General features: G+C 44.7%; 22 protein-coding genes. 4 read left to right on the forward strand and 18 right to left on the reverse strand.

Going from position 1 to position 24413, the window contains the following annotated elements:
• Positions 1–300: 300 nt before the first annotated feature.
• The 7 genes from guaA to CC90_RS0113110 form a co-directional block, all read right to left on the reverse strand.
• Complete coding sequence (gene guaA / locus CC90_RS0113080) at positions 301–1842, reverse strand: glutamine-hydrolyzing GMP synthase (protein ID WP_031391216.1); 1542 nt, start codon at positions 1840–1842, stop codon at positions 301–303.
• Positions 1843–1959: 117 nt separating this feature from the next.
• Positions 1960–3300, reverse strand: coding sequence for an MATE family efflux transporter (locus CC90_RS0113085; protein ID WP_031391217.1), 1341 nt, complete (start codon positions 3298–3300; stop codon positions 1960–1962).
• A gap of 51 nt (positions 3301–3351) precedes the next feature.
• Complete coding sequence (spoIIID, locus tag CC90_RS0113090) at positions 3352–3618, reverse strand: sporulation transcriptional regulator SpoIIID (protein ID WP_031391218.1); 267 nt, start codon at positions 3616–3618, stop codon at positions 3352–3354.
• Positions 3619–3696: 78 nt separating this feature from the next.
• On the reverse strand, positions 3697–4152 hold the full coding sequence (locus CC90_RS22415; protein ID WP_035315708.1) for a DUF4870 domain-containing protein: 456 nt from the start codon (positions 4150–4152) through the stop codon (positions 3697–3699).
• A 120-nt stretch (positions 4153–4272) separates the two neighbouring features.
• Positions 4273–4995 carry an exonuclease domain-containing protein gene (locus CC90_RS0113100; protein ID WP_408606104.1) on the reverse strand — a complete coding sequence of 241 codons (723 nt, stop codon included), beginning with the start codon at positions 4993–4995 and terminating at the stop codon, positions 4273–4275.
• 462 nt (positions 4996–5457) lie between these two features.
• Positions 5458–6252, reverse strand: a complete 795-nt coding sequence (locus CC90_RS0113105; protein WP_031391221.1) for an HD domain-containing protein — start codon at positions 6250–6252, stop codon at positions 5458–5460.
• Between the two features lie 67 nt (positions 6253–6319).
• Positions 6320–7732, reverse strand: a complete 1413-nt coding sequence (locus CC90_RS0113110) for a deoxyguanosinetriphosphate triphosphohydrolase (protein WP_031391222.1) — start codon at positions 7730–7732, stop codon at positions 6320–6322.
• A 350-nt stretch (positions 7733–8082) separates the two neighbouring features.
• On the opposite strand from CC90_RS0113110, the gene CC90_RS0113115 reads away from it, so the two are divergent.
• Positions 8083–9018, forward strand: a complete 936-nt coding sequence (locus CC90_RS0113115) for a hypothetical protein (protein ID WP_031391223.1) — start codon at positions 8083–8085, stop codon at positions 9016–9018.
• 34 nt (positions 9019–9052) lie between these two features.
• The gene (locus tag CC90_RS0113120) at positions 9053–9460 is read left to right on the forward strand and encodes a DUF3842 family protein (RefSeq protein ID WP_031391224.1); all 408 of its coding nucleotides are present in this window, start codon (positions 9053–9055) and stop codon (positions 9458–9460) included.
• Positions 9461–9526: 66 nt separating this feature from the next.
• On the opposite strand, the gene CC90_RS0113125 is transcribed toward CC90_RS0113120, so the two are convergent.
• From CC90_RS0113125 to cls, 4 genes are all read right to left on the reverse strand, one after another.
• Positions 9527–10759 (reverse strand): C40 family peptidase, encoded by a 1233-nt coding sequence (locus CC90_RS0113125; protein WP_031391225.1) that lies wholly within the window; start codon positions 10757–10759, stop codon positions 9527–9529.
• Positions 10760–10800: 41 nt separating this feature from the next.
• Positions 10801–12192 (reverse strand): asparagine--tRNA ligase, encoded by a 1392-nt coding sequence (gene asnS, locus CC90_RS0113130; RefSeq protein WP_031391226.1) that lies wholly within the window; start codon positions 12190–12192, stop codon positions 10801–10803.
• A gap of 103 nt (positions 12193–12295) precedes the next feature.
• Positions 12296–13366, reverse strand: coding sequence for a trigger factor (tig, locus tag CC90_RS22420; protein WP_051869564.1), 1071 nt, complete (start codon positions 13364–13366; stop codon positions 12296–12298).
• A 333-nt stretch (positions 13367–13699) separates the two neighbouring features.
• Positions 13700–15166 (reverse strand): cardiolipin synthase, encoded by a 1467-nt coding sequence (cls, locus tag CC90_RS0113140; protein ID WP_031391228.1) that lies wholly within the window; start codon positions 15164–15166, stop codon positions 13700–13702.
• A gap of 338 nt (positions 15167–15504) precedes the next feature.
• On the opposite strand from cls, the gene CC90_RS0113145 reads away from it, so the two are divergent.
• Complete coding sequence (locus CC90_RS0113145; protein ID WP_031391229.1) at positions 15505–15981, forward strand: hypothetical protein; 477 nt, start codon at positions 15505–15507, stop codon at positions 15979–15981.
• Positions 15982–16178: 197 nt separating this feature from the next.
• Here the strand turns inward: CC90_RS0113145 and CC90_RS0113150 are convergent, their stop codons facing one another.
• The 5 genes from CC90_RS0113150 to ispE form a co-directional block, all read right to left on the reverse strand.
• Positions 16179–16634, reverse strand: a complete 456-nt coding sequence (locus CC90_RS0113150; RefSeq protein WP_031391230.1) for a DUF1934 domain-containing protein — start codon at positions 16632–16634, stop codon at positions 16179–16181.
• A gap of 147 nt (positions 16635–16781) precedes the next feature.
• A complete protein-coding gene (gene murI, locus CC90_RS0113155; RefSeq protein ID WP_031391231.1) occupies positions 16782–17624 on the reverse strand; it encodes a glutamate racemase in 843 nt (280 codons plus the stop codon).
• A complete protein-coding gene (locus CC90_RS0113160) occupies positions 17590–18048 on the reverse strand; it encodes a hypothetical protein (RefSeq protein WP_031391232.1) in 459 nt (152 codons plus the stop codon). The genes murI and CC90_RS0113160 overlap by 35 nt, the downstream gene beginning before the upstream one ends.
• A 95-nt stretch (positions 18049–18143) precedes the next feature.
• On the reverse strand, positions 18144–18827 hold the full coding sequence (locus CC90_RS0113165; RefSeq protein ID WP_031391233.1) for a GntR family transcriptional regulator: 684 nt from the start codon (positions 18825–18827) through the stop codon (positions 18144–18146).
• Between the two features lie 40 nt (positions 18828–18867).
• Complete coding sequence (gene ispE, locus CC90_RS0113170) at positions 18868–19740, reverse strand: 4-(cytidine 5'-diphospho)-2-C-methyl-D-erythritol kinase (protein ID WP_031391234.1); 873 nt, start codon at positions 19738–19740, stop codon at positions 18868–18870.
• A 188-nt stretch (positions 19741–19928) separates the two neighbouring features.
• Here ispE and CC90_RS0113175 point away from each other — a divergent pair, with 188 nt between their 5' ends.
• On the forward strand, positions 19929–20525 hold the full coding sequence (locus CC90_RS0113175; protein WP_031391235.1) for a hypothetical protein: 597 nt from the start codon (positions 19929–19931) through the stop codon (positions 20523–20525).
• Positions 20526–20585: 60 nt separating this feature from the next.
• On the opposite strand, the gene CC90_RS0113180 is transcribed toward CC90_RS0113175, so the two are convergent.
• Both CC90_RS0113180 and CC90_RS0113185 read right to left on the reverse strand, forming a co-directional pair.
• On the reverse strand, positions 20586–22148 hold the full coding sequence (locus tag CC90_RS0113180; protein ID WP_031391236.1) for a DUF3794 and LysM peptidoglycan-binding domain-containing protein: 1563 nt from the start codon (positions 22146–22148) through the stop codon (positions 20586–20588).
• A 123-nt stretch (positions 22149–22271) separates the two neighbouring features.
• The gene (locus tag CC90_RS0113185) at positions 22272–24353 is read right to left on the reverse strand and encodes a methyl-accepting chemotaxis protein (protein WP_165919299.1); all 2082 of its coding nucleotides are present in this window, start codon (positions 24351–24353) and stop codon (positions 22272–22274) included.
• Between the last annotated feature and the right edge of the window lie 60 nt (positions 24354–24413).

A 24413-nucleotide genomic window follows, 5' to 3' on the forward strand; every position in this document is an offset into this window, starting at 1 on the left:
TCTGTTTCCTTGATGTAAGACTGAATATGTTCTATATCAATTACTAAGTTACTCTACTCTGCTTTCTATTGTTATTGTATATATATACTCCCCTAATCCACAACCAAATTCATTCTATAGATTAAGGACTATTTTCTAGATAAATAATTATACTATTCTTAAAATCCGTATTTCTTTTCTAAACACTTAAAAACTCATCCCGAATCAATAATATCCTACTCCGATTCTAAATTCTGCTGACATTTAGCTGACGCAGAAACTGGGAAGTCGCTTATTTAGCGGCTTCCCAGCGTTTCTAGGTCACTCAAACTCAATCGTCGCCGGCGGCTTCCCCGTACAATCATACATCACCCGGTTAACCCCCTTCACCTCATTCACAATCCTGCTGGTAACGCACCCCAGCACCTCCCAAGGTATCTGCGCTGCCTCCGCAGTCATAAAGTCCGAAGTATTTACCGCCCTAAGCGCAATCGCATAATCATAGGTCCGTTCATCGCCCATAACACCTACCGAACGCATATTGGTAAGAGCCGCGAAATACTGCCCAAGCTCCTTATCCACGCCCGCTTTAGCGATTTCTTCTCTATATATCGCATCCGCTTCCTGAACAATTTTCACCTTCTCTTCCGTAACCTCGCCGATAATTCTAATACCGAGTCCCGGTCCGGGGAAAGGTTGTCTATATACGAGATGGTCCGGAATACCCAATTCCAGTCCCGCTTTTCTTACTTCATCTTTAAATAAAAGTCGAAGCGGCTCAATAATCTCCTTGAAGTCCACATAATCCGGGAGTCCCCCTACATTATGGTGAGACTTAATCACAGCGCTCTTACCCAGTCCGCTTTCAATAACGTCCGGATAAATCGTCCCCTGAACGAGGTAATCCACCGCGCCAATCTTCTTCGCCTCTTCTTCAAATACACGAATGAATTCTTCGCCGATAATTTTTCTCTTCTGCTCCGGCTCCGTCACTCCTGCCAGCTTGCTATAAAAACGTTCCTGCGCATTCACACGAATGAAGTTCAAGTCATAATGACCGTTAGGGCCGAATACCTCCTCCACCTCGTCACCTTCGTTTTTACGGAGCAAACCGTGATCCACAAATACACAGGTCAGCTGCTTGCCAATCGCTTTCGACAACAGAACAGCCGCTACAGAAGAATCCACGCCGCCGGAAAGAGCACAAAGAACCTTGCCGTTTCCAACTTTTTCACGAATTGCTTTAATATTTTCTTCTACGAAGGAGCCCATCTGCCAATCGCCCTTACAGCCGCAGATGTCTGTTACGAAGTTGCGAAGCATCTTCACACCTTCTTTTGTATGAACTACCTCAGGATGAAATTGCACTGCATATAAACCTTTTTGAGCATCTTCCATGCCCGCTGCGGGGCATACCGGGGTGTGCGCCGTTATCGTAAAGCCTTCAGGTACCTTTTCAATATAATCGGTATGGCTCATCCAACAAATCGTCTTTGGAGACACATCCTTGAAAATTGTCTTACTATTATCTACGTCCACTTCTGTTTTGCCGTATTCGCTTACCGGTGCGGTCGTCACCTTGCCGCCCAGGAGATAGGACATCAATTGGGAGCCATAGCAGATGCCCAGTACGGGAATGCCGAGTTCAAACACCTCTTTATCACAAACCGGTGAATCCGCAGCATATGCGCTGTTCGGGCCGCCGGTAAGTATGATGCCCTTGGGTTTCATTTCCTTCAGCTTATCTAAACTCATATCATAAGGATGCACCTCACAATAAACGTTACATTCTCTTACCCTTCTGGCAATCAACTGATTATACTGTCCGCCAAAATCCAGTACGATAATCATTTCTCTTTCCATCTCTATGTCGTCCTTTCGCTTCGCTCAAATCTAATCGTGCGTTTCTATTATATAGGAAACAAGAAAGCCTTGTCAAACTTTCTTGTTTCCCGTTTTATTTCAAATCCTTTATCTTTTTTATGGTTTGCCTTTTTCTATCATACAGCGTTCCCACTTATTCCCTCGGTACCGATGCCCATAGCAAATCGTGCGGAATGCCCAGTCTATTGTCATGGCAATCCACACTCCCATAAGGCCCAACCCGAAATATTCGCTGAAAACATATGACGTAATAATACGGAACGTCCACATGGAGCCAATTGCTATTGCCATCGTCCATACCACATCTCCGGCTGCCCTAAGGGTATTGGGAAGAGTAAAGGATGGCATCCAAAGGATTACAGCCATGGCTGCGTGATACCGTATAACCCGGATGGCCAGAATTTCCGTTTCCGGGCTTAGATTATATATTTTCATAATCCATGGTGCAAATATAATCAACAGCAGGGAGGTTACGCCGGTGCTGGCAATAGCCAGCCAAATCAGCTTTTTCGTGTAATATCTCGCCTGCTTATAGTCCCCTGCCCCCACACATACTGCTGCTACTGAAAGAAGTGCAAGGTTAATCGCTTGTCCGGGGAGGATATTAAAGCCTGCCAGCGTATTGCATACTGCATTTGCCGCTATCGCAAATGTTCCGAAGGTGGAAATAAGGCTGAGCAGCATTATTTTCCCCAACTGAAATAAGCTGTTCTCCATTCCGTTGGGGATGCCGATATAAAGTATTTTCTTAATGAGTCCTACGTCGGGCTTCCACGTGACCTTACCTTTAATGTTAATAATTTTATTGGGGTTAAACATCAGGTATAAAATAACTGACGCCGCAAGAGTTTTGGATATGGTGGTAGAAATAGCTGCGCCCGCAACACCCAATTTTACTCCATATATCAGGATAGAATTGATGGTCACGTGCACGATATTCATAAGTATGGATATCCACATGGTTGTCTTCGCGCTGTTCATGGCGCGGAACAGAGCTGCACAGGAATTATAAATTACAAGAGGCGTTATGGAAAGTGCTGTAATAGTAAAATAGGTGATAGCACTGGACATGACATCCGCTTCCACTTGTCCGAATACAACGCGAAGCAGCGGCTCATGCCACACTAAGACGCAGACCGAAGTAACAACGGCTATAATTGCAGAAAAAAAGATTAACTGCCACGCCGCTCTTCCTGCACTGTCAGAATCCTTTTGTCCTAAAAAATGCCCTGCAACCACAGCCCCGCCGGTAGCCATGGCTGCGGATATATTGATGATGAGCACATTGATATTGTCAACCAGCGATACGCCGGATACCGCCGCCTCACCTACGCCGGACACCATTATCATATCAATCATACCGACAAGAATTGCCAGAAATTGTTCCATTACGAGCGGGAGAATTAACTTTTTGAGGTCTTGATTAGAATACAACATTTTATCTTTTGTCCTTTATTATTTTACGTCGACTTTACAAATCCCCATATGTCATTGTATTCCCAATTCGTGCTGGTGTAAATATTTTTCTCTTGTAGCAAGCCCACCTCTGATGTGGCGCTCGGATTTATTGACGTCTAGAACCTTCCTTGCTTCTTTTGCGAGCAACGGATTAATCTGTCGCAGCCTATCTGTGACATCTTTATGTACCGTAGATTTGCTAATTCCAAATTGCTTCGCCGTCTGTCTTACGGTGGCATTGTTATCAATAATATAATTAGCAATATCAATTGCCCTTTCCTCGATATAATCCTTCAAAAGAAATCCCCTCAGAATACTTTTTTACATTGTATGAAGGATTCTGAAGGGTTATGACTGTCTTTTATTTGCCACTTATTATTTTAAAATCTGAATTCCGCCAATTATCGGCAGCGGCTTCTTTTCTCCTTTGGCTGCCGCTATAATTCCAAGGATAGAAAATACAAAGAACGTCATACTTATAACAAAATATACGAGGTTAAGCAGTATACTTCCTCCTATTATGAGCTTGAATACCCCGAATAATATATTTGTCAGCAGCAAGACCAATCCTTGATTCGCATGAAATCTGGCAAACTCGGACTTGGGTGACACGAAAAGGGGAATCAGTACCAAAATACCCAAATATGCTAATACAGCATATACTTTGTTCGTATTTATATCTGCTTCCTCCTCCGGCTGCTGATATACAACTTCTCCCTGAACTCTTTCCGGCGATTCCTCTGCATTTTCGAACGATGTTCTGCAATATCTGCATGCAACTGCATTTTCTTCAATAGGTGCTCCGCACTGCGGACAAACTTTTTCTTCCATGTTTTTGTTCTCCCTCATTCTTATTATTAGTTTCTTAATAGTTTCATCCTTTTTCTTATTGAGTATGACAAGCTGAACTATAACGCATAAACCTCAGCATTTTCATCGGTTATTGATATTTCATCCACTTCTGCGCACATTCATAGTAAACTTACACCCCGGATAATTTTCACACCCATAGAATTCACCAAACTTCCCCTTGCGCTTTATCAGGTTCCCGCCGCACACAGGGCATTCAGGCTCAGGGGCTGTTTCTTTCACAGTGCCCAATATTTTTCCAAGTTCTTCATAACACCTCTGATTCATAATACAGTCATTCAGTGCCCTATGAGCCCCCTTCGTTTCAATTTGAAAATGCTTTGAAACATCAGTAAGCTTATGGTGCGAAAGCTGAGGCAGACATTTCCTTGCCAGATACAAAGTATCCACATAGTCATTTTTCATGTCAATGCCTAAATGAAGCTTCGCCGCATCATAAGCAAAATTCGTATCGAAAGTATGTATATTATGTCCAACCAGAATATCTGCTCCAATATAATGGGTGAAGCCTCCGATTGCTTCTTTAATATCAGGCTGGTTCCTTACCATATCGTCGGTAATTCCATTTACCGCAGTGGCTCCTGCCGGAATATGTCTTCCCGGATTCACCAGCGTGGAATATTCCGAGATAATCTCTCCGCTCCTTACCTTAATTGCGGATATTTCAATAATCGCATCTCTTCCCTGATCGATTCCTGTCGTCTCCAAATCAAAAACGATGTAATCCTGTACATACTTATTTAAACGCTTGCCCTTATTTCTATTTTCTGAATTTGCAAATTTTTCCATTCTCGTCAATTCCATTTCCTCTTTCCGTACAGCCACTATGTATCTTTTATCTCTCTTACTATTTTTGGTTCCCTTTACTCCTTTTGTTCCCTTTACTCCTTTTGTTCCCTTTTCTTCATCATATTCCCCTACTTTTTTTATTCCTCTTTACCTATCTTATTTCCTTACTCTTTTTATTCCTCTTTACTATCTTATTTCCTTACCCTTTTTATTCCTTTTTACCTATCTTATTTCCTTACTCTTTTTATTCCTTTTTACCTATCTTATTTCCTTACTCTTTTTATTCCTCTTTACCTATCTTATTTCCTTACCCTTTTTATTCCTCTTTACCTATCTTATTTCCTTACCCTTTTTATTCCTCTCTACTCTTTTTGTCCCCTTCTACTCCCTTATACCCTTTACTTTTTTATTCCCCTTACCCTACTCTTATCGCCTACTCTTTTCCTCCCCTCACCCGTTCCTCACTTCACCCTTAACCTACTTCTCCTCAACCGCCTTATCCCCATTCTTCCCCGCAACATACTCCCTCATCTTCCCACGTATCCTCTCAAACTGCCTCTCCGTCACCGGATTATCCGAATCGAAGTTCATCAGCTTCTCCAAATACCCCTGCTTCTCCACCAACTCAAGGCTCACCGGATACACCAGCTCATATACGAGGGAAATATGCCCTACTACATTATCCACCGCAGTCGTCTTCAGCTTCCGATATACCGCTTTTTCCTCCTCGAAGCATTCCAGCACTTCTTCCGTAACTTGTCCGCTTCTTAGTTCTTCGCTCGTCACGTTATATATTTCCTCTAGGGGGAAGTCCACATTGACCTTCAAAATATCTATTTTATCCGCATCTCTGATAATATGGCAGAACATTTCCGTCCTCGCCTCCAGCTTATCCGGAATGCGGTAAGCGTTATGACAATTTACTGCCGTAAATATCGTTTCATCCTCCAAAGTGTCCTCTATATAATCCCTTATTTTTCCCTGAGAAAAAAGAATTTCTGCGCCGTACTCCGCATGGTTAATCGACAAATCGTCGATGAAGGTTCCATAGTTTTTCAGTTGTTCAAATCTTCCTACATCATGTAAAAGGCCTATCAGCCATGCCAAATCCACATCTTCTTCAGATAACCCCAAAGATTTCGCTATCTCATCACATAACGCGCTCACTCGGTAGGTATGCTCTATTTTAAGGCGCACCTTCTCATCTTGAACGTTATAAGCCTCTACATAACTTTGAAAAGCCACTTCCGCCCTCTTTCTATCTATTTTCATTGTAACTTCCTTTTCATCGTAACTTCCTTTTCCTCACAATTATTCTGTCATAATTATTCTGTTAAACCTACTCTATCAAACCATTCAGTTCCTGATACAGAAGTTTCGCATAGCTATCCGTCATTCCACAGATAAAATCCGTCACCAGCAGCAATCTTAAATATAATCTTTCTCTTTCGTCCTTATCCTTGGAGTATATCTTGTAAATTGCCTTATAATTATCGGAAATGAGCGCAATCATTTTTTCTTGAACGTCGTTTAGCTTTCTGTCCGTATCATAATAAATTGCCGCATCCACAAACTTGTCGAGGAGGAAATTCATTATCGTTTCCGCTGCGATTTCCAGCTTTAATATCGGTTTGGACACGAAGGTATAGCGGTAGGCGATGTCACCCAGCATATCAGCCATATGCTCGATATAAGTGCCGGAAAACAAATCCTTTTTATATGTACCGCTCATGATTTCCTCATAGTTTTTTGTGAATCCATAAGTAGCGCAGGCAATCATCTTTCCCTGGATTCTCACTACCCAGTTCTGCACCGCGTAGGTCTCGGGCTGGGCGATTCCTCTGTCCAGCGCCTTTTGATATCTATCCTCTAACGCTGCGACCAGCCTGCAATACTCATCCTCTTCTTTTCCGGTTTCCCCCGCCTTCAGCTCCTGCACAAGCTGCCCATAGGTAATTCGGCCCTTTTTGAAGGAATCCTCAATATCTGCTGTTTTATAGGCGATGTCATCCGCCGCCTCCAACACATAGGTAAGCGGATGACGCTTCCCATTCGTGCCAAGCGTTTCCTGCAAATCCGCGAAAATATCCCTTTCCGCGTAATAATATCCCATTTTCTTATCCTTGATGTCTCCGCTTTTCTTGTTGATTCCGAGAGAGGATACGGGGTACTTAATAATGGTGCCCAAAAGTCCTTTGGTCAAGTTCATCCCATGCTCGTCCACCAGATAATGCAGCTTTGTCACGAGCCTCAGTGCCTGCGTATTTCCTTCGAAATGACACAAGTCCCCCTTCATCTGCGGCAGAAGCAACTCCTCCAAAGTCTTTTCACCGTAAGTAAGCCTTCCCAGATTTTTCAGAAACCACTCTCTGATAACCGTTTCACCGAAATGTCCAAAGGGAGGATTCCCTATATCGTGCAACAGCCCTGCACATTGCAGAATATCACACACATCCGCCTGATATGACTCCTTAAAAGCAGGATCCTTGATATCCAGAAGAATCTTTTTCGATATATTCTGGCCTAACGACTTTGCAAAGGAGGACACCTCCAAGGAGTGAGTCAGCCTCGTCCGCACGAAATCGCTCTTATCCAAAGGGAAGACCTGTGTTTTATCCTGCAGGCGCCGGAAGGAGGCGCTGCCGATAATACGATGGTAATCCTTCTCGAATTCTGTGCGCAAATCTCCCGAATTCCCGTTTCCCTTATACATTCTTATCCTATCGCTGCACAATAATTGCTGCCATTCCATTCGTCTCCCTCTCTTTCCGCCCTTTTGCACTATAAAAGCAGTTTTTCGATTCTTTTTTAACTTTACTATGTTTTATACTTAAATACAAGGATTTCAATCTCTTCCATGAATTGATATGTTACTATTCGCTACTGTTCAACCGTCCATATCGCGAAACTAAAATTGCATCTCTATGCAATTCTGCGAAGACTGCAAGCGCCAAAATGCAGTTTCATCGCATTTTGTGTGCATACATGTTGCCTCTTAGCCGAAGGCTGGAGCTGTAAGATTGACATTCCTTCCGCCCATAGTATATTATATATTAAGATGAATTTATTTTCTATCTTCTGATAAAGGAAGGATATACGACTATGAGAAAAAGAACGGGAAAGCTCCTTTCGCTCCTCCTCATCGGCGCACTTGCCATGAATGGGTGCGGAGCCGCAAATACACCGGCAAATACAGACGCACAGACACAAGACACTCAGGCTGACTCAGATCAAACAAACAGCTCTGAAGAAGACGGCAATGCACAGAGCGACGCTGCTGCTAACACAAACTCAGATGCAGCACAAAGCGATACCGCTTCCGGCACAAACTCTGCGGCTTCACAAGCAGATACCGCTTCCGGCACATCCCAGGCATCCGATGCCTCAGAGTCCGAAATTCCCAGAGCAAGAGGCACATCCTCGGGAACGGCTGCGGGTACCGGCACTGCTGCTCAGGAGGCGAACGGCGAAACCCATAACTTCGTAGGTATCATTACCGATGCGACCCGATATTCCGTTTCTGCCCAGTCAGCCTTGGGAAATACCTTTTCCCTGACGATTCCCGAATCCGGCGTTCAAGGCAACCTGCGTTATCTTACCGTTGGACAGATAGCAACCATCACCTATACGGGCTCTTTGGATGAGAACCACGCAACTCTCGTGGGGCTTTCGGACAGCTCTCTGCTTACCGGAATCTATGTGGAGGAATATGCCTTTGCGATAAAGATTATCAATGCGGTAAAGACTATGAATGTAGACGCACTCGCCAGCCTGACCAACTTTCCCGTGTTTGTCGATAAAGGGAACGGTTCCAAGGGACCGGTAAACGATGCCGAAACCTTTAAGAAAATAGACAGCGATGTCTTGTTCACGGAGGCCTTAGTGGAAAGAATGGGCAACTACAATCTTTTTGATTTGGAATACACCGATTCCGGTTTTGTCATGGGAGACGGCGGTCCGAACATTACCTTCGATGTGGACGATGACGGAATCTTGGGAATTATAGGAATCAACTGTACGGCTGCCCCGAGCAAATAGTAAATACCTCAACTTAAAAATAGGACGTAAAGACATGAAAATAGTTATAATAGACGGTCAGGGCGGCCGGATCGGCAGCCTGCTCATAGAAAAAATAAAAACCTCCGCCATTCATGCGGAGGTTATCGCTGTCGGTACCAATAGCACCGCCACAGCCGCCATGCTCCGTGCAGGAGCGGATGCGGGCGCTACCGGTGAAAATCCGGTTATCGTAAATTGCCGGGATGCGGATTACATAATGGGACCGATAGGCATTATCGCCGCGGATTCCCTTTTGGGTGAGGTCACTCCTGCAATGGCTTGTGCCATAGCCTCCTCTCCCTGTGAGAAAATATTGCTTCCCGTGAACAAGTGCAGCCTGCATATAGTAGGTTCTTCCGGATTGGCAGTTCCGGCACTTATCACAGAAGCGATCGCATATCTGCAATCGCTCCTTTCTTAAACTTTAACGTTATTTAATTCTTCCGAAATCAGAAAAAGTCCGCGATGCGAACCTTTCTGATTTTATTTATGCAATTCTTCTCACAGACAGGATCGATTTGTAAGTAGCTGATGTTATCTTGATTCCCGACCTCTCCGTGCTGGCATGCACGATGTTTCCGTTTCCTATGTAAATTCCTACATGTCCCGCATAGCAGATAACATCTCCCGGCTGTGCCTGAGAATAATCCACTCCGCTTCCCGCGTCTCGTATTTCCCATGAGGTACGGGGCACTGAATATCCCTTATCCTTGAACACACGCCATACGAATCCCGAGCAGTCAGCACCGTCCGTAAGGCTCGTTCCGCCCGCCACATAAGGATTGCCGATGAATTGGCAGGCATAGGATGCGATTGCCTGACCGGAACCGCTTCCTCCGGAAGGAATACTTACGGAAGAACCGGATGAAGAGCTTGAAGATGAAGAGCCGGACGACGATGAGCTTGATGAAGAATCGCCGCCATTTGCTGCCGCAGCGGCGGCCGCTGCTTCTTTTCTCTTCCGTTCCTCTTCCTCAGCCTTCTTTCTGGCCTCTTCCTCCAGCTTCTTGATCTGAGCCGTCTGCTGTTTAATTTTTGTCTTATAAGCTGCAGCCTCTTGCTTTGCTTTCGCTATCTGCACATTATAATTCTCATACTCCTGCTTCTTCTCCTCCAGCAGTTCCTCCATATATGCCTGTTCTTCTTCCAATTCGTGCCTGGAGGCTTCCAATTCCGATTTTTCATCCTCCAGCTGATTCCATACCTGCTGCACGTACTCCTTAGCCGCCTGATACTCCTCCAGCATTTTTCTATCATATTCATAAAGCTGCTCTATATAATCCGCCTTATTCACCATATCGCCGAGGCTGTCACTTGTCATAAGGAGCTGTACATAGGAAATATCTCCCTGCTCATACATGAACTTGATACGAAGTTTCATAGCCGCATACTGCTCTTCCTCCTGCTGCTTCGCTGCCTCGTATTCCGCCTCCGTCTCGACGATCTGCTCTTCCTTTTCCACGATTTCATCCTTAATGATATCCACACTGGCAATAATTTCCACCACGTTGGTATCCAGCTCGTCTATCTCTCCGCTGACCTCGTTTTGCTGTCCCTGAAGGCCGGAGATTTGTCCCTGCACATTATTCAGTTTATTCTGGTCCTCTGCCTGTTGTTTTTTAATGTCATTAATCGTAGAGGCGTATACTGCTCCCGAGGGAAGGAACGCCATCGTGAATGCCATAGCCACACCGATTAATTTCACAGCTTTTTTCTTCATAGATAACCCCTGTAAGTCTTATATGCCTGGACAACTTTTTCCTATAAATCGCAGTTTTTCACCGTTCTGGGGAAAGGAACAACGTCTCTGATATTTCCCATTCCCGTCAAATACATAACACAGCGTTCAAAGCCCAGCCCGAAGCCCGCATGTCGCACCGAACCGTATTTTCTAAGGTCGAGGTAAAAGTCGTAATCCTCTTTGTTCAGTTCCAGCTCCTCCATACGCTTTTCGAGAAGCTCCAGCTTATCTTCTCTCTGGCTGCCGCCGATAATCTCACCGATTCCCGGTACAAGGCAGTCCATAGCTGCAACCGTCTTGCCATCCTCGTTCAGTTTCATATAGAAGGCTTTGATTTCCTTCGGATAATCCGTTACGAATACAGGACGCTTAAATTCCTGCTCAGTTAAAAACCTCTCGTGCTCGGTCTGCAGATCGCAGCCCCAGAATACCTTATATTCGAATTCGTCATTATGCTGCTCCAGTATCTTAATCGCCTCCGTATAGGTAACACGTCCGAAATCGGAGTTACGCACATGGGTAAGACGCTCAATCAGTCCCTTATCCACAAACTGGTTGAAGAAGTTCATTTCCTCCTTTGCATTTTCAAGCACATAACGAATAACATGCTTTAGCATCGATTCCGCAAGAATCATATCATCCTTCAAATCAGCAAAGGCTATTTCCGGCTCAATCATCCAGAACTCCGCCGCATGCCTCGTGGTGTTGGAATTCTCTGCACGGAAGGTGGGGCCAAAGGTATAAACATTTTTAAAAGCAAATGCGTAGGACTCCACATTAAGCTGCCCGCTTACGGTAAGGTTAGTTGCCTTGCCGAAGAAATCCTTGCTGAAATCTATACTTCCATCCTCATTTTTCGGAATATTATCCAGATCCATGGTGGTTACCTGAAACATTTCTCCTGCTCCTTCGCAGTCGCTTCCCGTGATGAGGGGCGTATGCACATAGACGAATCCCCTCTCCATGAAAAATGTATGAATCGCGTAAGCAATCAGCGAACGCACCCTGAATACTGCCTGAAACGTATTGGTACGCGGGCGCAGATGGGAAACGGTTCTCAAATATTCGAAGCTGTGTCTCTTCTTTTGCAGCGGATAATCTGCCGTGGAAAGGCCTTCCACCTCTATTTCCTCCGCTTGCAGCTCGAAGGGCTGCTTCGCATCGGGAGTCTCCACTATCGTTCCTCTTACAATGATTGCCGAACCCACATTCAACTTGCTGATTTGTTCGAAATTATCCAGCTTATCGCTGTATACAATCTGTAACGGTTCGAAAAACGTACCATCGTTCACTACAATAAATCCGAAGGTCTTCGAATCGCGGATGCTTCTGATCCATCCGCCTATCGTCACTTCTTTTCCTGCGAACTTACCGCGCTCACGGTATAAGTCTCTGATATCTGTCAAATCCATCTTCTTTTCTCCCTCGTCTCGTACCTATTTATTCATTTTGCAGAGCTGCCCTCTCTATGCTGTCTGTGCCGCTCTGCGCTTTTTATATTCCGGCATTCTTCGCTTATTCGGCACTGATTACTGCGTTTTCACGCATCATTCCTAAGACCTTCTCACTCATCTTATATTCTCTGTAGCTTTCCTCGTCTACCGCTTCCTTGAACGCATCCACTGATTCATAGGAAGACTCTGCGACAGTGTTCTCTATATCTGCCTGAAGCTCCTCATCCGTCACATTCAAGCCTTCCGCATCCGCAATTGCCTGCAACAGTATATAGCGCTGTGCAGAATTCAAGGCTTCGCTTTTAATTTCCTCGGGATAGGTCGCCGCATCCATTCCGTAGTAAAGCTGCATGTACTGCTCCAGAGTCATTCCATATGCGGCAGCCGCAGAGGTAAGACTTGAAGTCAGCATCTCATTATAACGGTCTAACATCGCCTGCGGGGGGTCCTTTATGAACTCGCTCTTTTCTACCGCTGCGCCGGCGAGGGCATTTTCCACTTGAATATCATATGCGCTCAGCTGCTCCTCATACATCATATCGTAAACATACTGCTGATACTCTTCCACCGTACTGCATTCAATGCCAAGTCCCTTCACGTATTCATCTGTCAGTTCCTGCGGTGTGGCTGACATGATCGTGTTGATCGTCACCGTAAATACTACATCCTTGCCCGCCAGTTCCGCAGCCTGATAACCCTCCGGAAATGTCAGATTAAGCTCTACCGTATCTCCGACCTTCGCTCCGATCAGTCCATCCTCAAATCCATCGATAAACTGTCCCGAACCAATCGTAAGATTGGAGCCCGACGCGGTTCCGCCATCGAAAGCAACGCCGTCCAAGGTACCCACGTAGTCGATATTTACCGTATCTCCCTCTATAACGCCCCTATCCGGATTCATGCTAAGAAGATAGTTGATATAGGAATCCCGCGTTTCATCCGTAACCTCAGGATCCGCCTGCGTAATCTCCAAGCCTTTATATTCACCAAGCTTCACATAATCCTTCGCGTGAATTTCATTCAAATATACCTTTTGGCTGTCATCTGTACTTCCGCATCCTGTAAATGTAGCTGCTGCTGCCGTCATAACAGCAATACTTGCAATTTTTAACAATATCGCTTTATTTTTCATTCTTAAATCATTCTCCTTTTTCCGCCTTACCTTATGTAAAATAAACGTACTTCACATAAAATAGGCAATACCTCAGTTATACCACAAATCTCCCCTTCTTAAAACCCTTTTCCTATTTTTTTCATAACTTATTGTTACAGTTTAGACTTCGGCTAAATTGCAGCATATATGCACACAAAATACGATACCGCTGCATTTTAGCTCTTGCCGCCCTGGCCGAATTGCACAGCGAGGCAATTTAGCCTCCGTGGTATGGAAGGCTGGATAGTAACAACACATTGGCAAAAAACACCTTACGATAATGATGGAACAAACCGTAACACCCTATTCCAATTATAATAAGGGAGAAAGAGGCCTGCTCACCTGCTCTAAGAATCTTACCCTCAAAGAACGGCTCACATATCCATTCTTCGTAATCTGTTTGCACTTTTTCATATCCTCATCGAAAATCTCCCTCATCCTTATCGCCTGTTCCTCATTATATATGACCGCATTCACCTCGAAATTAAGCAAAAAACTACGGATATCCATATTTGCCGTACCGTAGCACAACACCTTATCATCCACCACCATTCCCTTTGCATGAAGAAATCCATCATTATAAGTGTAACATTTCGCACCTTCCATAACCAGATCTCCGATATAGGAATAAGTCGCCCAATAGACAAATGGATGGTCCGGCTTGCAGGGAATCATTATGTTTACCTCGATTCCCGAATGAACAGCTATCATCAATGCGGAAAACATTGCCTCGTCAGGTATAAAATAGGGCGTCTGTATATAAATGCTCTTTTTTGCTTTGCCAATCAGGCGCAGGTAGTTATCCCTTATATTCTGGTATCTGGAATCGGGGCCGCTGGATACGATCTGTACCTCACAGTTCTGCTTCGATTCCACTGGCCCCTGATAGATATATTTACCTGTCAGGAACAGATTTTCCTTCGCTGTAAAGTTCCAGTCCAGAGCAAAACGGATCTGCAAGGCGAACACCGCTGTTCCCGTTATCCTAAGATGGGTATCGCGCCAGTAACCGAATCTCTTATCCAGCCCGATGTATTCCTTGCCGATGTTGAATCCGCCTACATATCCTATTTTTCCATCGATTACCACTATTTTTCTATGGTTTCGGTAATTGATACGAAGATGCAGACGCCTTAAAAAAGCCGGAAAAAACTCCGAGGTCTTTATTCCCTGACTGTTCAGCTTCCTCCAATAGTTCTTCCGAACAGAACGGCAGCCCATGCCGTCGTAAAGAACGCGTACTTCCACGCCTTCTTTTACTTTTTCCACCAGCACATCCTTGATCCGGTTGAACAATACATCATTTTTTATAATATAATACTCCACATGGATATACTTCTTCGCCTCCCGCATATCCGCTATGAGCGCCTCAAATTTTTCATTTCCATCCGTGAAAATGGTAATATCATTATCATTCGTGAGCATGGCTCCGGAAGCTTCCAGATTGTACATGACTAAATCCGAATACTCCGCGATTTCCGGGTCCCTGTACTCCAGCTCCTTGTTTCGCAGGCTATATTCCTGTCTGCGGATCGCGTCGTTCAAATGGTCTTCTATCTCCTTGATCCGGAACATTTTCTGCTTGTGCATGTCCGTTCCGATGAGCAGGTAAAACACAAACCCGAGAATTGGAATAAAATACAAAAGCAGCATCCATGTCCATATGGCCTTCGGATCCTTCCTCTGGAAAAATACGATAATAACCGCAAATATCAAATTAATAAAAATCAGATGGCTGAAAATAAATGAAAAGCCCGCTTGAGCATTTTCCCAAATCATAAACTCACCCTTGTCTCTTTCCGGCATCCAAAGGCTGACACGCCGCCCTTGTCTACTCGCCCTTCCCGCTTATTATATAACATTCCTCCTGTTTCTTCAACGAAATTGCCAAGTCACTGTTCACACAGCAGCTTAACACTTGCTGTTAAGCTGCGTAAGAATGTGATGCAAGAGATGATTTCTGCTTCGCGAAGCGAATTTAAATGCAGAAATCATACGTTACTGAGAACGGAGTGAACAGTAACATTGCTAAGCCTAAACGGTACAATTGCGCTTGATTATTTAAGGAAACAATGCTACAATAAATTTTGCACTAACCTAAAATAGGAGGAACTTTCGTGAATACTTTATCAATTGTATTATTAGTCATATTAGCCGTTTTAGCCATCGCTGTCGCCGTTTTGTATTTCCTCGGGAAAAAGGCACAGAAGAAACAGGAAGCGCAGCAGGAACAGATTGATGCGATGAAACAAACCGTTTCCATGCTTATCATCGATAAGAAACGGATGAAGATGAAAGATTCAGGACTTCCTCAAACCGTAATCCAGCAGACACCCAGATTGCTGCGTTTTTCCAAATTTCCAATTGTAAAAGCGAAGATTGGTCCGCAAATCATGACTCTCGTCTGCGATGAGAAGATTTACGATATGGTTCCTGTAAAGAAAGAAGTAAAGGCAGTCGTAAGCGGTATATATATTACCGATGTAAAGGGACTTCACGGCAAGCAGGCAACCGCTCCCAAGAAGAAGCAAAGCGCATTTAGACGCACGGTGGAAAGACTTCAGGAAAAAGCCGGAGCAAAGCCCATAAAATAAAGCGAATAATAAGCAAAAACTTCTGTACTTTACTTAGTACTCAAATAAAGCAAGCTAAAATATAAAAATATTTAATACCGGAATATATAAAGAATATAGAAAAGACGGCCTTGTGAAATGAACCGGCCTCCTATAAGTTAAGTTTTCAGATCTAACTTATGGGGGCACCTCAAAACGCAGCGCCGTCTTTTTCATTCTCATTCTCCTTGAAGCGAAAAGCCTCCGCTTTCCTTGGAACGTATGTCCATTCTTATTTTACAATCCGCGAAATGCTCATAATTGATTTCCAGAGCATAATCCACATCTACCACGATTCTCTCCTCCTCTTCGCCCAGCCGGATGCTTCTGGCGTCGATTCCGATTAAGATTTCCCCATAAGGGGTCGCGTAGCTCGTCAGATTCTTTTTGTTCTTCTCGAAGCTCATATGGACGTTTACCAGTCCCTTTTTCGTCAAATCCAGAGAATTACGTTTGAACTTAATAATGTTCTTCGTGCTTTCGTCAAATCCTTCCGTCGCTTCTTCGTAAATGACATAATGGCTGTCATCCCGTTTATAATACTCTGCAGGAGTAATCGTCTCTATCTTATCTGCGTCCACAGAACCATTGTCGAATTGTAGTCCTCTTAAAGACAGCAATACCTCTTTTGTCATAATTATACCCCATATTCTCTTTTTCGGTCTCAAAATGAATAGTTGAAAGCTCTTTTCTTTCAACCTTGTAAACATGCCGCGCTGCGGCACAAACAATCCGTGAAGAAGACTCATATCCGCTCATGCGCGCCAATCGTCGAACTCTTTCTAATAGTTCTCTATGTTAATAGTTTTTGCGGACAATATTCCGTATTCCAATATAGAATTCGCAAAGGTCTTGAATTTATCAGCCATATCGCTCACATAGAAGCGGTAGCGGTTATCACCAAGGCCCGGGGCTTTCTCATTTAACAGTTTTTCTCTTTCTAACAGCTCCTTTAGCTCCCTCGCCGTCTCATAGGCAGGATTGACCAGAGTTACCTTTCCCCCCATGATTTTTCCTACGGTGGAACGAATCAGCGGATAATGGGTGCAGCCAAGAATCAGCGTGTCGATATCGCAGTCGATGAGTTCACTCAAATATCTTGTCGCAATTTCGTCCGTTACCGGGTCCTGCCAAAGACCTTCCTCCACAAGGGGAACGAACAGTGGACATGCCTTGCCGATCACCTTGATGTCAGGATTTATTTTATTGATATATGTAGAGTAGATGCGGCTTCCTACCGTACCCTCCGTTCCGATAACACCTATCCTGCCGTTTGCCGTAGCCTCTGCAGCCACCTTTGCTCCCGGCTTTACCACTCCGATAATAGGCATATCGATTTCCTTCTCGATTTCATCCAGAGCATAAGCGCTGGCCGTATTGCAGGCGATTACGATTGCCTTGACCTGCTGCTCCTGCAGAAAATGTACGATTTGTCTGGAGTATTTCGTAATCGTCTCTTTGGATTTGCTTCCGTAAGGCACTCTTGCCGTATCCCCGAAATATATTATTTTCTCGTTGGGAATCTGCCGCATGATTTCTCTTGCCACGGTCAGTCCTCCCACGCCCGAATCGAACACTCCTACGGGCAGCTCATTGAGAGCCCTTGTTTCCTTTATTGCTGCCATTGCTATTTCCTTTGCTTTCTGTTATACTCGCCGTTTCCTTCAAATGCTTCGGCGTATCGGTGCTTTGCCCGGAAGCGTCTTTCGATGCTTCTTTGCTGCTACCGAAAACGTAATCAAAAAATGCGCTTTTTACCCGAATTTGCCCCGGCTTAGCGTTGCTCAGCTGAGTATACATATCCTGTCCGGACAAATCCTCTATACTTTCTACATTTTCTGTACTTTGTGCATCTCCCGTGCTTTGCGCATTTCCTATACCTTCTGCACTTTCTGCATCTTCCAACTTCCCTATATCCTGCATATTGCCATATGTATCCACATAAACAACTCGGCATACGTCCTGTGTAAAACACAGGTCCGGATATATCATACCCCAAAATCCCATAGCTGCAAATAGAATCACACCGGTTTCCCATATTTTTTTCATCAGACTTCTCCTTACTCCATTCCGCTTCGTCCGTTTGCGAAATCTTATTAAAAGAAGTCTGCCCTCATTTCTCCGGCCTTATTCCATATGTGCCTTTATTTCTGTTTGCTCTCCAAACGTATCTGCCTGATAATGGAGGCCTCCTGATTGTCAATATGAAGCTTTGCCGCTCTCGCCGCAGCCTCGCAATTCTTATTCAAAATACTTTCGTATATTATTCTATGCTCCTCTATCAGTTTTTCATGCTGGCTTTTGTCCTTAATATACTCGAAGCGGTAACGATACATCTGCTCCGCCAGATTATTCACAAGCTGTACCAGCCTTCGATTGCCGGTTGCCGCCACGATAATGTCATGGAGCGCTACGTCTGCCCTGGCTATCACCGTTACGTCATTTTGCTGAGTGGCCATCTCGAACTGCGCGCAGGCCTCCTTAAGATGCTCCATCTCCTCGCTTGTAATGCGCACACAAGCCAGCTCCGCGCAAAGCGCATCCAATGCACGGCGCACCTCTAAAACATCTTTTAAGCTCTTCTCTGTAATCTGTGCCACCTCTGCCCCTCTTCTCGGAATCATCGTGACCAGACCCTCCAGCTCCAGCTTGCGGATCGCCTCCCGTATCGGAGTCCTGCTGACTCCAAGCTTATTGGCGAGGTGAATCTCCATCAACCGCTCCCCCGGCTTCAGTTCGCCGGTAAGAATCGCCTTTCTGAGCGTGTTGAACACCACGTCTCTAAGCGGCAGGAATTCATCCATATTTACCTGAAAATTATCACCCATATAATATTATACCTTTCATTCTCGTGTTCAAAAATACCTATTACCTCTTTTCATTTACCGGATCAGTGACAAATACCTGCTTTGCCAGCCCCGCCTGCTCCAGTGCCTCCTGTGTCTCATACGCCCGTTCTTTAGAATCATATATCCCAAATACCGTAGGTCCGCTGCCGCTCATCAAAGCGTTCAGCGCCCCCCGCGCTTTCATGAAAGCCTTGATTTCCTCCACTCGAGGATACTTTTTCGCCGTTACTGTTTCCAGAACGTTGCCAAGTCTTGCAGCCACACCCTCCAAATCCTTATTTCCAAGAGCGTCCATCATCCCGTCGATGTCAGGATGATATTCCAAACGGTCCGCATGCAGATTCTCATAAACGAATTTGGTGGATACGTCGATATCAGGCTTAGCGATTACCAAAAAACAGCCGGGCATGCCGGGCAGATTCGAAAGTACTTCCCCGATTCCTTCTGCTAACGCCGTTCCGCCTTTAATGCAATATGGAACGTCCGCGCCTATTTTCACCGCCAGAACGCACATCTCTTCCATAGACAGTCCTAAGGAGAACATCTCGTTCATTCCATGGAAAACTGCCGCCGCATCGGTGCTGCCGCCAGCCATCCCCGCCGCCATGGGAATCCTCTTCTCAAGCGCAATGTGCACGCCCTGTCCGATACCATATGTCTCCGTGAGAAGCTTTGCCGCCTTATAAATCAAATTGCTCTCGTCTCCGGGAAGCTCCTCTTTATCTGTAACGACCACTATTCCCGCTTCCTCGCGCCTCGTGAATGTCAGGGTATCGTACAGACCAACGGACTGCATGATCATCCTCACTTCATGATAGCCATCCTCTCGACGCCTTAGCACATCCAGTCCTAAATTGATCTTGGCATAAGCTTTTCTCGTTATCTTATCCATATTGTACCCCGCTTGCATTTTGTATACATTTAATGTACTTAATTATATACAATATAAGCGTAAAAATCAATGTAAGCTCTAATTAAATAACTATAAACTGACGATATACATTACAAAGCTAGGAAAATATTCCTAGCCTGATTATTCATCACTCAATGATAACGCATAGGACCAAGGAGGGTTTAAAGATGGGCGTAAATGGAGTTACAAACGGTGTGAACACCGCAGATGCTTATGGTACATATAGCACGGCAAAAAAGAGCAGCGATACAGAAGCTGTAAAAGAAGAAAATACAAGCGGAGTAATTTATGAATCCTCCGCATCTACCGAGACGGCATCTAAAAAGGTTTATAAACAGGATACCGCACTTATCGCTAAATTAAAAGCGGATGCAGATGCCCGCGCCGCTCAGTTTAAAAGCCTTGTAGAGCAGATGATCGCTAATCAGGGCAAGACCTTAGGAAAAGCGGACAGCATTTGGAGCTTCCTCTCAAGCGGAAATTTCACCGTAGACGCTGCAACGAAGGCGCAGGCACAGGCCGACATCGCCGAGGACGGGTATTGGGGCGTGGAACAGACCTCCGGCCGTATCATAGATTTCGCAACGGCTTTGACCGGAGGCGACCCTGATAAAATAGAAGCTATGAGAGACGCCTTCAAAAAGGGCTTCGAGCAGGCCACAAAAACGTGGGGAGACAAACTTCCTGATATCAGCCAGAAAACTTATCAGGCTGTCATGGATAAATTCGATAAGCTCGCAGAGGCTGCAAATTCAAAAAACTAAATATATAACGAAAAAAGGGAAAGCATGCAAGACATTCTTTCCCTTTTCCAATTTCATCCTCTATTTTGAAATCCCCTTTACAATAAGCAGCTTATCGCCTGCCTTGATATCCTCCGTAGCCATTTCGTTGGTTTCCTTAATCTGGGAAATCGGAACATAATATTTCTTGCCTATATCCCAAAGGCTGTCACCCTCCTTCGCCACATAGATCACAATACTTGGAAGTTCATTCAGTTTATCCATGTTCAGCTCCGAAACGGCAACATCCGTCACAATGTCTTCCGTCTTTCGGTCAAATGCAATTCCCTTAAACGAAACTACAGCCTTAACGTCCAACTCGTCGCTGTCTATCATGGCAACCGACAACTGTTCTATTCCCGCATTTACCTTATAAGCAGAACTTTCATTAATACCCGGCACCTCCAGCACATGACTGAAGGGGAATACTCCCTTTACAAAGCCGTAGGGTATCTTGCTGTCACTGCTCAAATACAGCGTTTGTACATTTAAAACACCCTTGACATGAATACCGTTTTCTACGACTTCTTTATTATCTATTCTGGCCTGTGCATCGCTGTGAAGAATCTGGAGCATATGCGTATCCGAGCTTTGCAGCTTCATTCTGTCGCTTACCTTGATCTTCCCGGCAGGCCTTCCCAGGAATCCTTTGAACTGCGCCGGTCTGCTTATCGCCTCCACTTCCTTTACTACGCCGTAAACGCCGGAAAGAATATCCAGCCTGGTTTCTTCATAAATGTCGATGTCCAAATCCAGAACGACTTCCACACCAAATATTCTCTGCTCGCCATCGAAGTCTGGACGTATCTCTACCTCCACATGGCCTATGGAATATTCTATATCCCCAATCATGCCCTCTTCGCAACCGCTGCACTCTATCATACCACTGAAAGGCACCGTGGTAGCAAATGCCCTGACCGGACTCTCTTCTCCTTCTCCCTCATATAAGAAAAATGCGTGAAGGTCCCCTTGTACCGAGAGCTTTCCTTCTCCTGCCCGGAATTCCACATTATCAACATTGATGCCCTGCCATATGATCTGGAAAATATTCGGGTAGTTCTGAGGCAGCTCCAGCTCCTCCTTGATACGGAAAATATCTCTTTTTTTCACGGTCATTTGCAGAATTTCCAGAGGTTTCTTCCTATACTCCACCGGCTCCTCGTGATACAGGTCCACCGCAGTCTCCTCATCGCACATCGCCTCCAAAAGAAACTTAAAGGAAACGAGTGCCTGAACACTTAACTTTCTGGAATTGATAAGCCCAATGGTCATATCTTCCAAATCCCATTTCGCCTTCACATTGTCTCCGCCTTGAACACCCTCCATATATACCTGCTCTTCGAAAGGAATGCTGCCCTCCATACAACACGGTATTGTATTATCCCCTTCCGGCAGATACATTACCGCGAATTTCAGCTTTCCCTTTATCGTCACATGGTCCTCCGTCGCCTTTACCTCTTCCAAAGCCACGCTTCCTCTATCATAAATGAGCTTGCTCACATCCGGTTTGGAATCTGAGATATTGACGTCATCTTCTAACGTAATCTGTGTGGTTGCCTGACCTTTGATGCGGTCCATATGTATATTTTTTCTTACTAATTCCACAAAAATACCTCCGTATCGCCTCAATTACCATTATCAAACTTTGACAAAGTTTACTTATTAGTAATTGTATTACGCACGGAGGTTATTTATTCCGGTTATTTTTATTGCTTCAGCTGCGTTCTCCTAAACTTTAAACTGCCCCATCAAGCCGCTCATTTCCTCTGTTTTTCCTTGCAGTCGTTCTGTTCTTGCCGCCAATTGATCCAATACCTCTCTTTGATTTTTAATAGTTCCCGTAACTGCTTGAGTAGATGCTGCCACCTGTTCGGAAAATGCCGATATGTTTGTTATGGATTTCACCATCTGGTCTCTGCTGCCTCCCATGTTCCCCAAATCTCCCAATATAATCTGAAATCCGCTCAGCAGCTCTCCGATACATCCCTCCATCCGGGTAAATATCTGATTCGTCTCTTCTAAAGACACCTTCTGTACATTTACGATCCCTTCTGCCTTTTCCGCCGATCTGGTAGCCTCAGCCGTCATCCTGTTCGTTTGATCTATAATATTCTTTATTTCATTTCCTGCCGCCATAGATTGATCTGCCAGCTTCCGTATTTCCTCCGCGACCACGGCAAAGCCTCTTCCCTGCATACCGGCACGGGCTGCTTCTATGGAAGCGTTCAGCGATAACAGGTTCGTCTGTTCGGCTATTTCATTTATGGCATTCACTATACCGCTTATATTTTCCGATTGCTTTCGTACCCTCAGTATATTTTCCACCAATTCTCTTGTTACATCTATCGTGTCGCCTGATTTTTCATTTAGTCTGTTTATTTTCTGCCTTCCCTCGGTCAGCGCTCCCATAACCTCATCTGCATTTCCATTCATATGCTCGGTATTCTCACACATATTTTGAATCTGTTCTGTAAATTCGGACATCTGCACCATGCAATGCTCCGTATCCTCTGCTTGGGAAGAGGCTCCTTCCGATACCTCATCCATAGTTGCCGCTATATCCTGGATAGCTGTCACCACAATATCCGAAGTCTCATTGACCTTTCTTACCGATACCGCTACTTCCTCTTCAAAGCCGGTCAGTTTTCCAATCAGTTCACGGACACATCCTCCCATATGATTTATAGAGTCCGCAAGTGTATGAAATTCATCCTTTCTTTTGGTTGAAACGGACTGGGTAAAATCTCCTCCTGACATTTTCTCAAGGAATTGCCTGATATTCTTAATTTCCTTTCCGATACCCATGGATATACCGATGCCCAAAGCCAGAGCTATCACAACGGCAATAGCGACAAAGGCAACCGTAACAGTACGGATATGGGACACTTCACTAATAATACGTTCCATAGGGATCAAAGCGCATACCTTCATTCCCGTCCCGCCGATATCGGAATATGTAAACAGATGCTTTTTCCCGTTATACTCTACAAAGCCGCTTCCCTGCCCTTCTCCTCCGGCAGCTATGTAATCTGCAAATATTCTCTCGCTGTCGGAAAGTGCTTCCGAATTCATCTGCCCCTCCGCACTCGCCTCCCTCACCAGTATTTCCCTGCCGTCAGGCGTCACGATTCCTTTTATGCTGCCTTCCCCGAAATTCATAGTACCCAGCGCTTCTTCCATAAAACTCCTGCTGATATCCGCTACAATTACACCTGTCTTATCCGCAAATCTGGTCACATAAGAACACGCATACTTTTCCCTTGCATATCCAAGCTGCTCGTCAATATAATCATGATAACCAATCCACGCATTCACCGTCTTGTCATCCGCAAAAACACTTACCGGCTCCGTCTTCATGAATTCCTCATAGGCATTATCCGGCAAAAGTTTAGATTGTGTAGTGCTGATCACGCACTTTCCCTTTTCTGCAAAAATAAAATAGTCACCCATATGTTTCAAAGTAACCTGAGAAACACTCATACTCAGCATTAAATTATTATATGCCTGCATACCTTCTGAGGTATTATGCTCATAATACTTGGAATAATAATCCTGAAGGTCTTTATCCATTAGCATTTCCGTCATCTTTGATTTCGTGGTATCACATACCAGACTAAGGTAGAGATCCATAGCAGCCATCGTCGCCTGCGCAGACTCCTCATACTTTTTTGTTACAACATTGGAAGCCGTGCGGTATGATACTGCTCCCAATAAAATAATGAGAATGATAGGTATGCAGAAAGCCTTCATAAGAGATGCTGCAATTCCTTTTTTCTTCCCTGCGTTCTTTGCTATCCACTTTTTCTTCATAACTCCCATCCTTTCCCCTCGTCAGAGATCCCTAGATTCAATATAACATTCCAAAAATCG

It is taken from the genome of Kineothrix alysoides (assembly GCF_000732725.1).
Classification (GTDB): Bacteria; Bacillota; Clostridia; order Lachnospirales; family Lachnospiraceae; genus Kineothrix; species Kineothrix alysoides.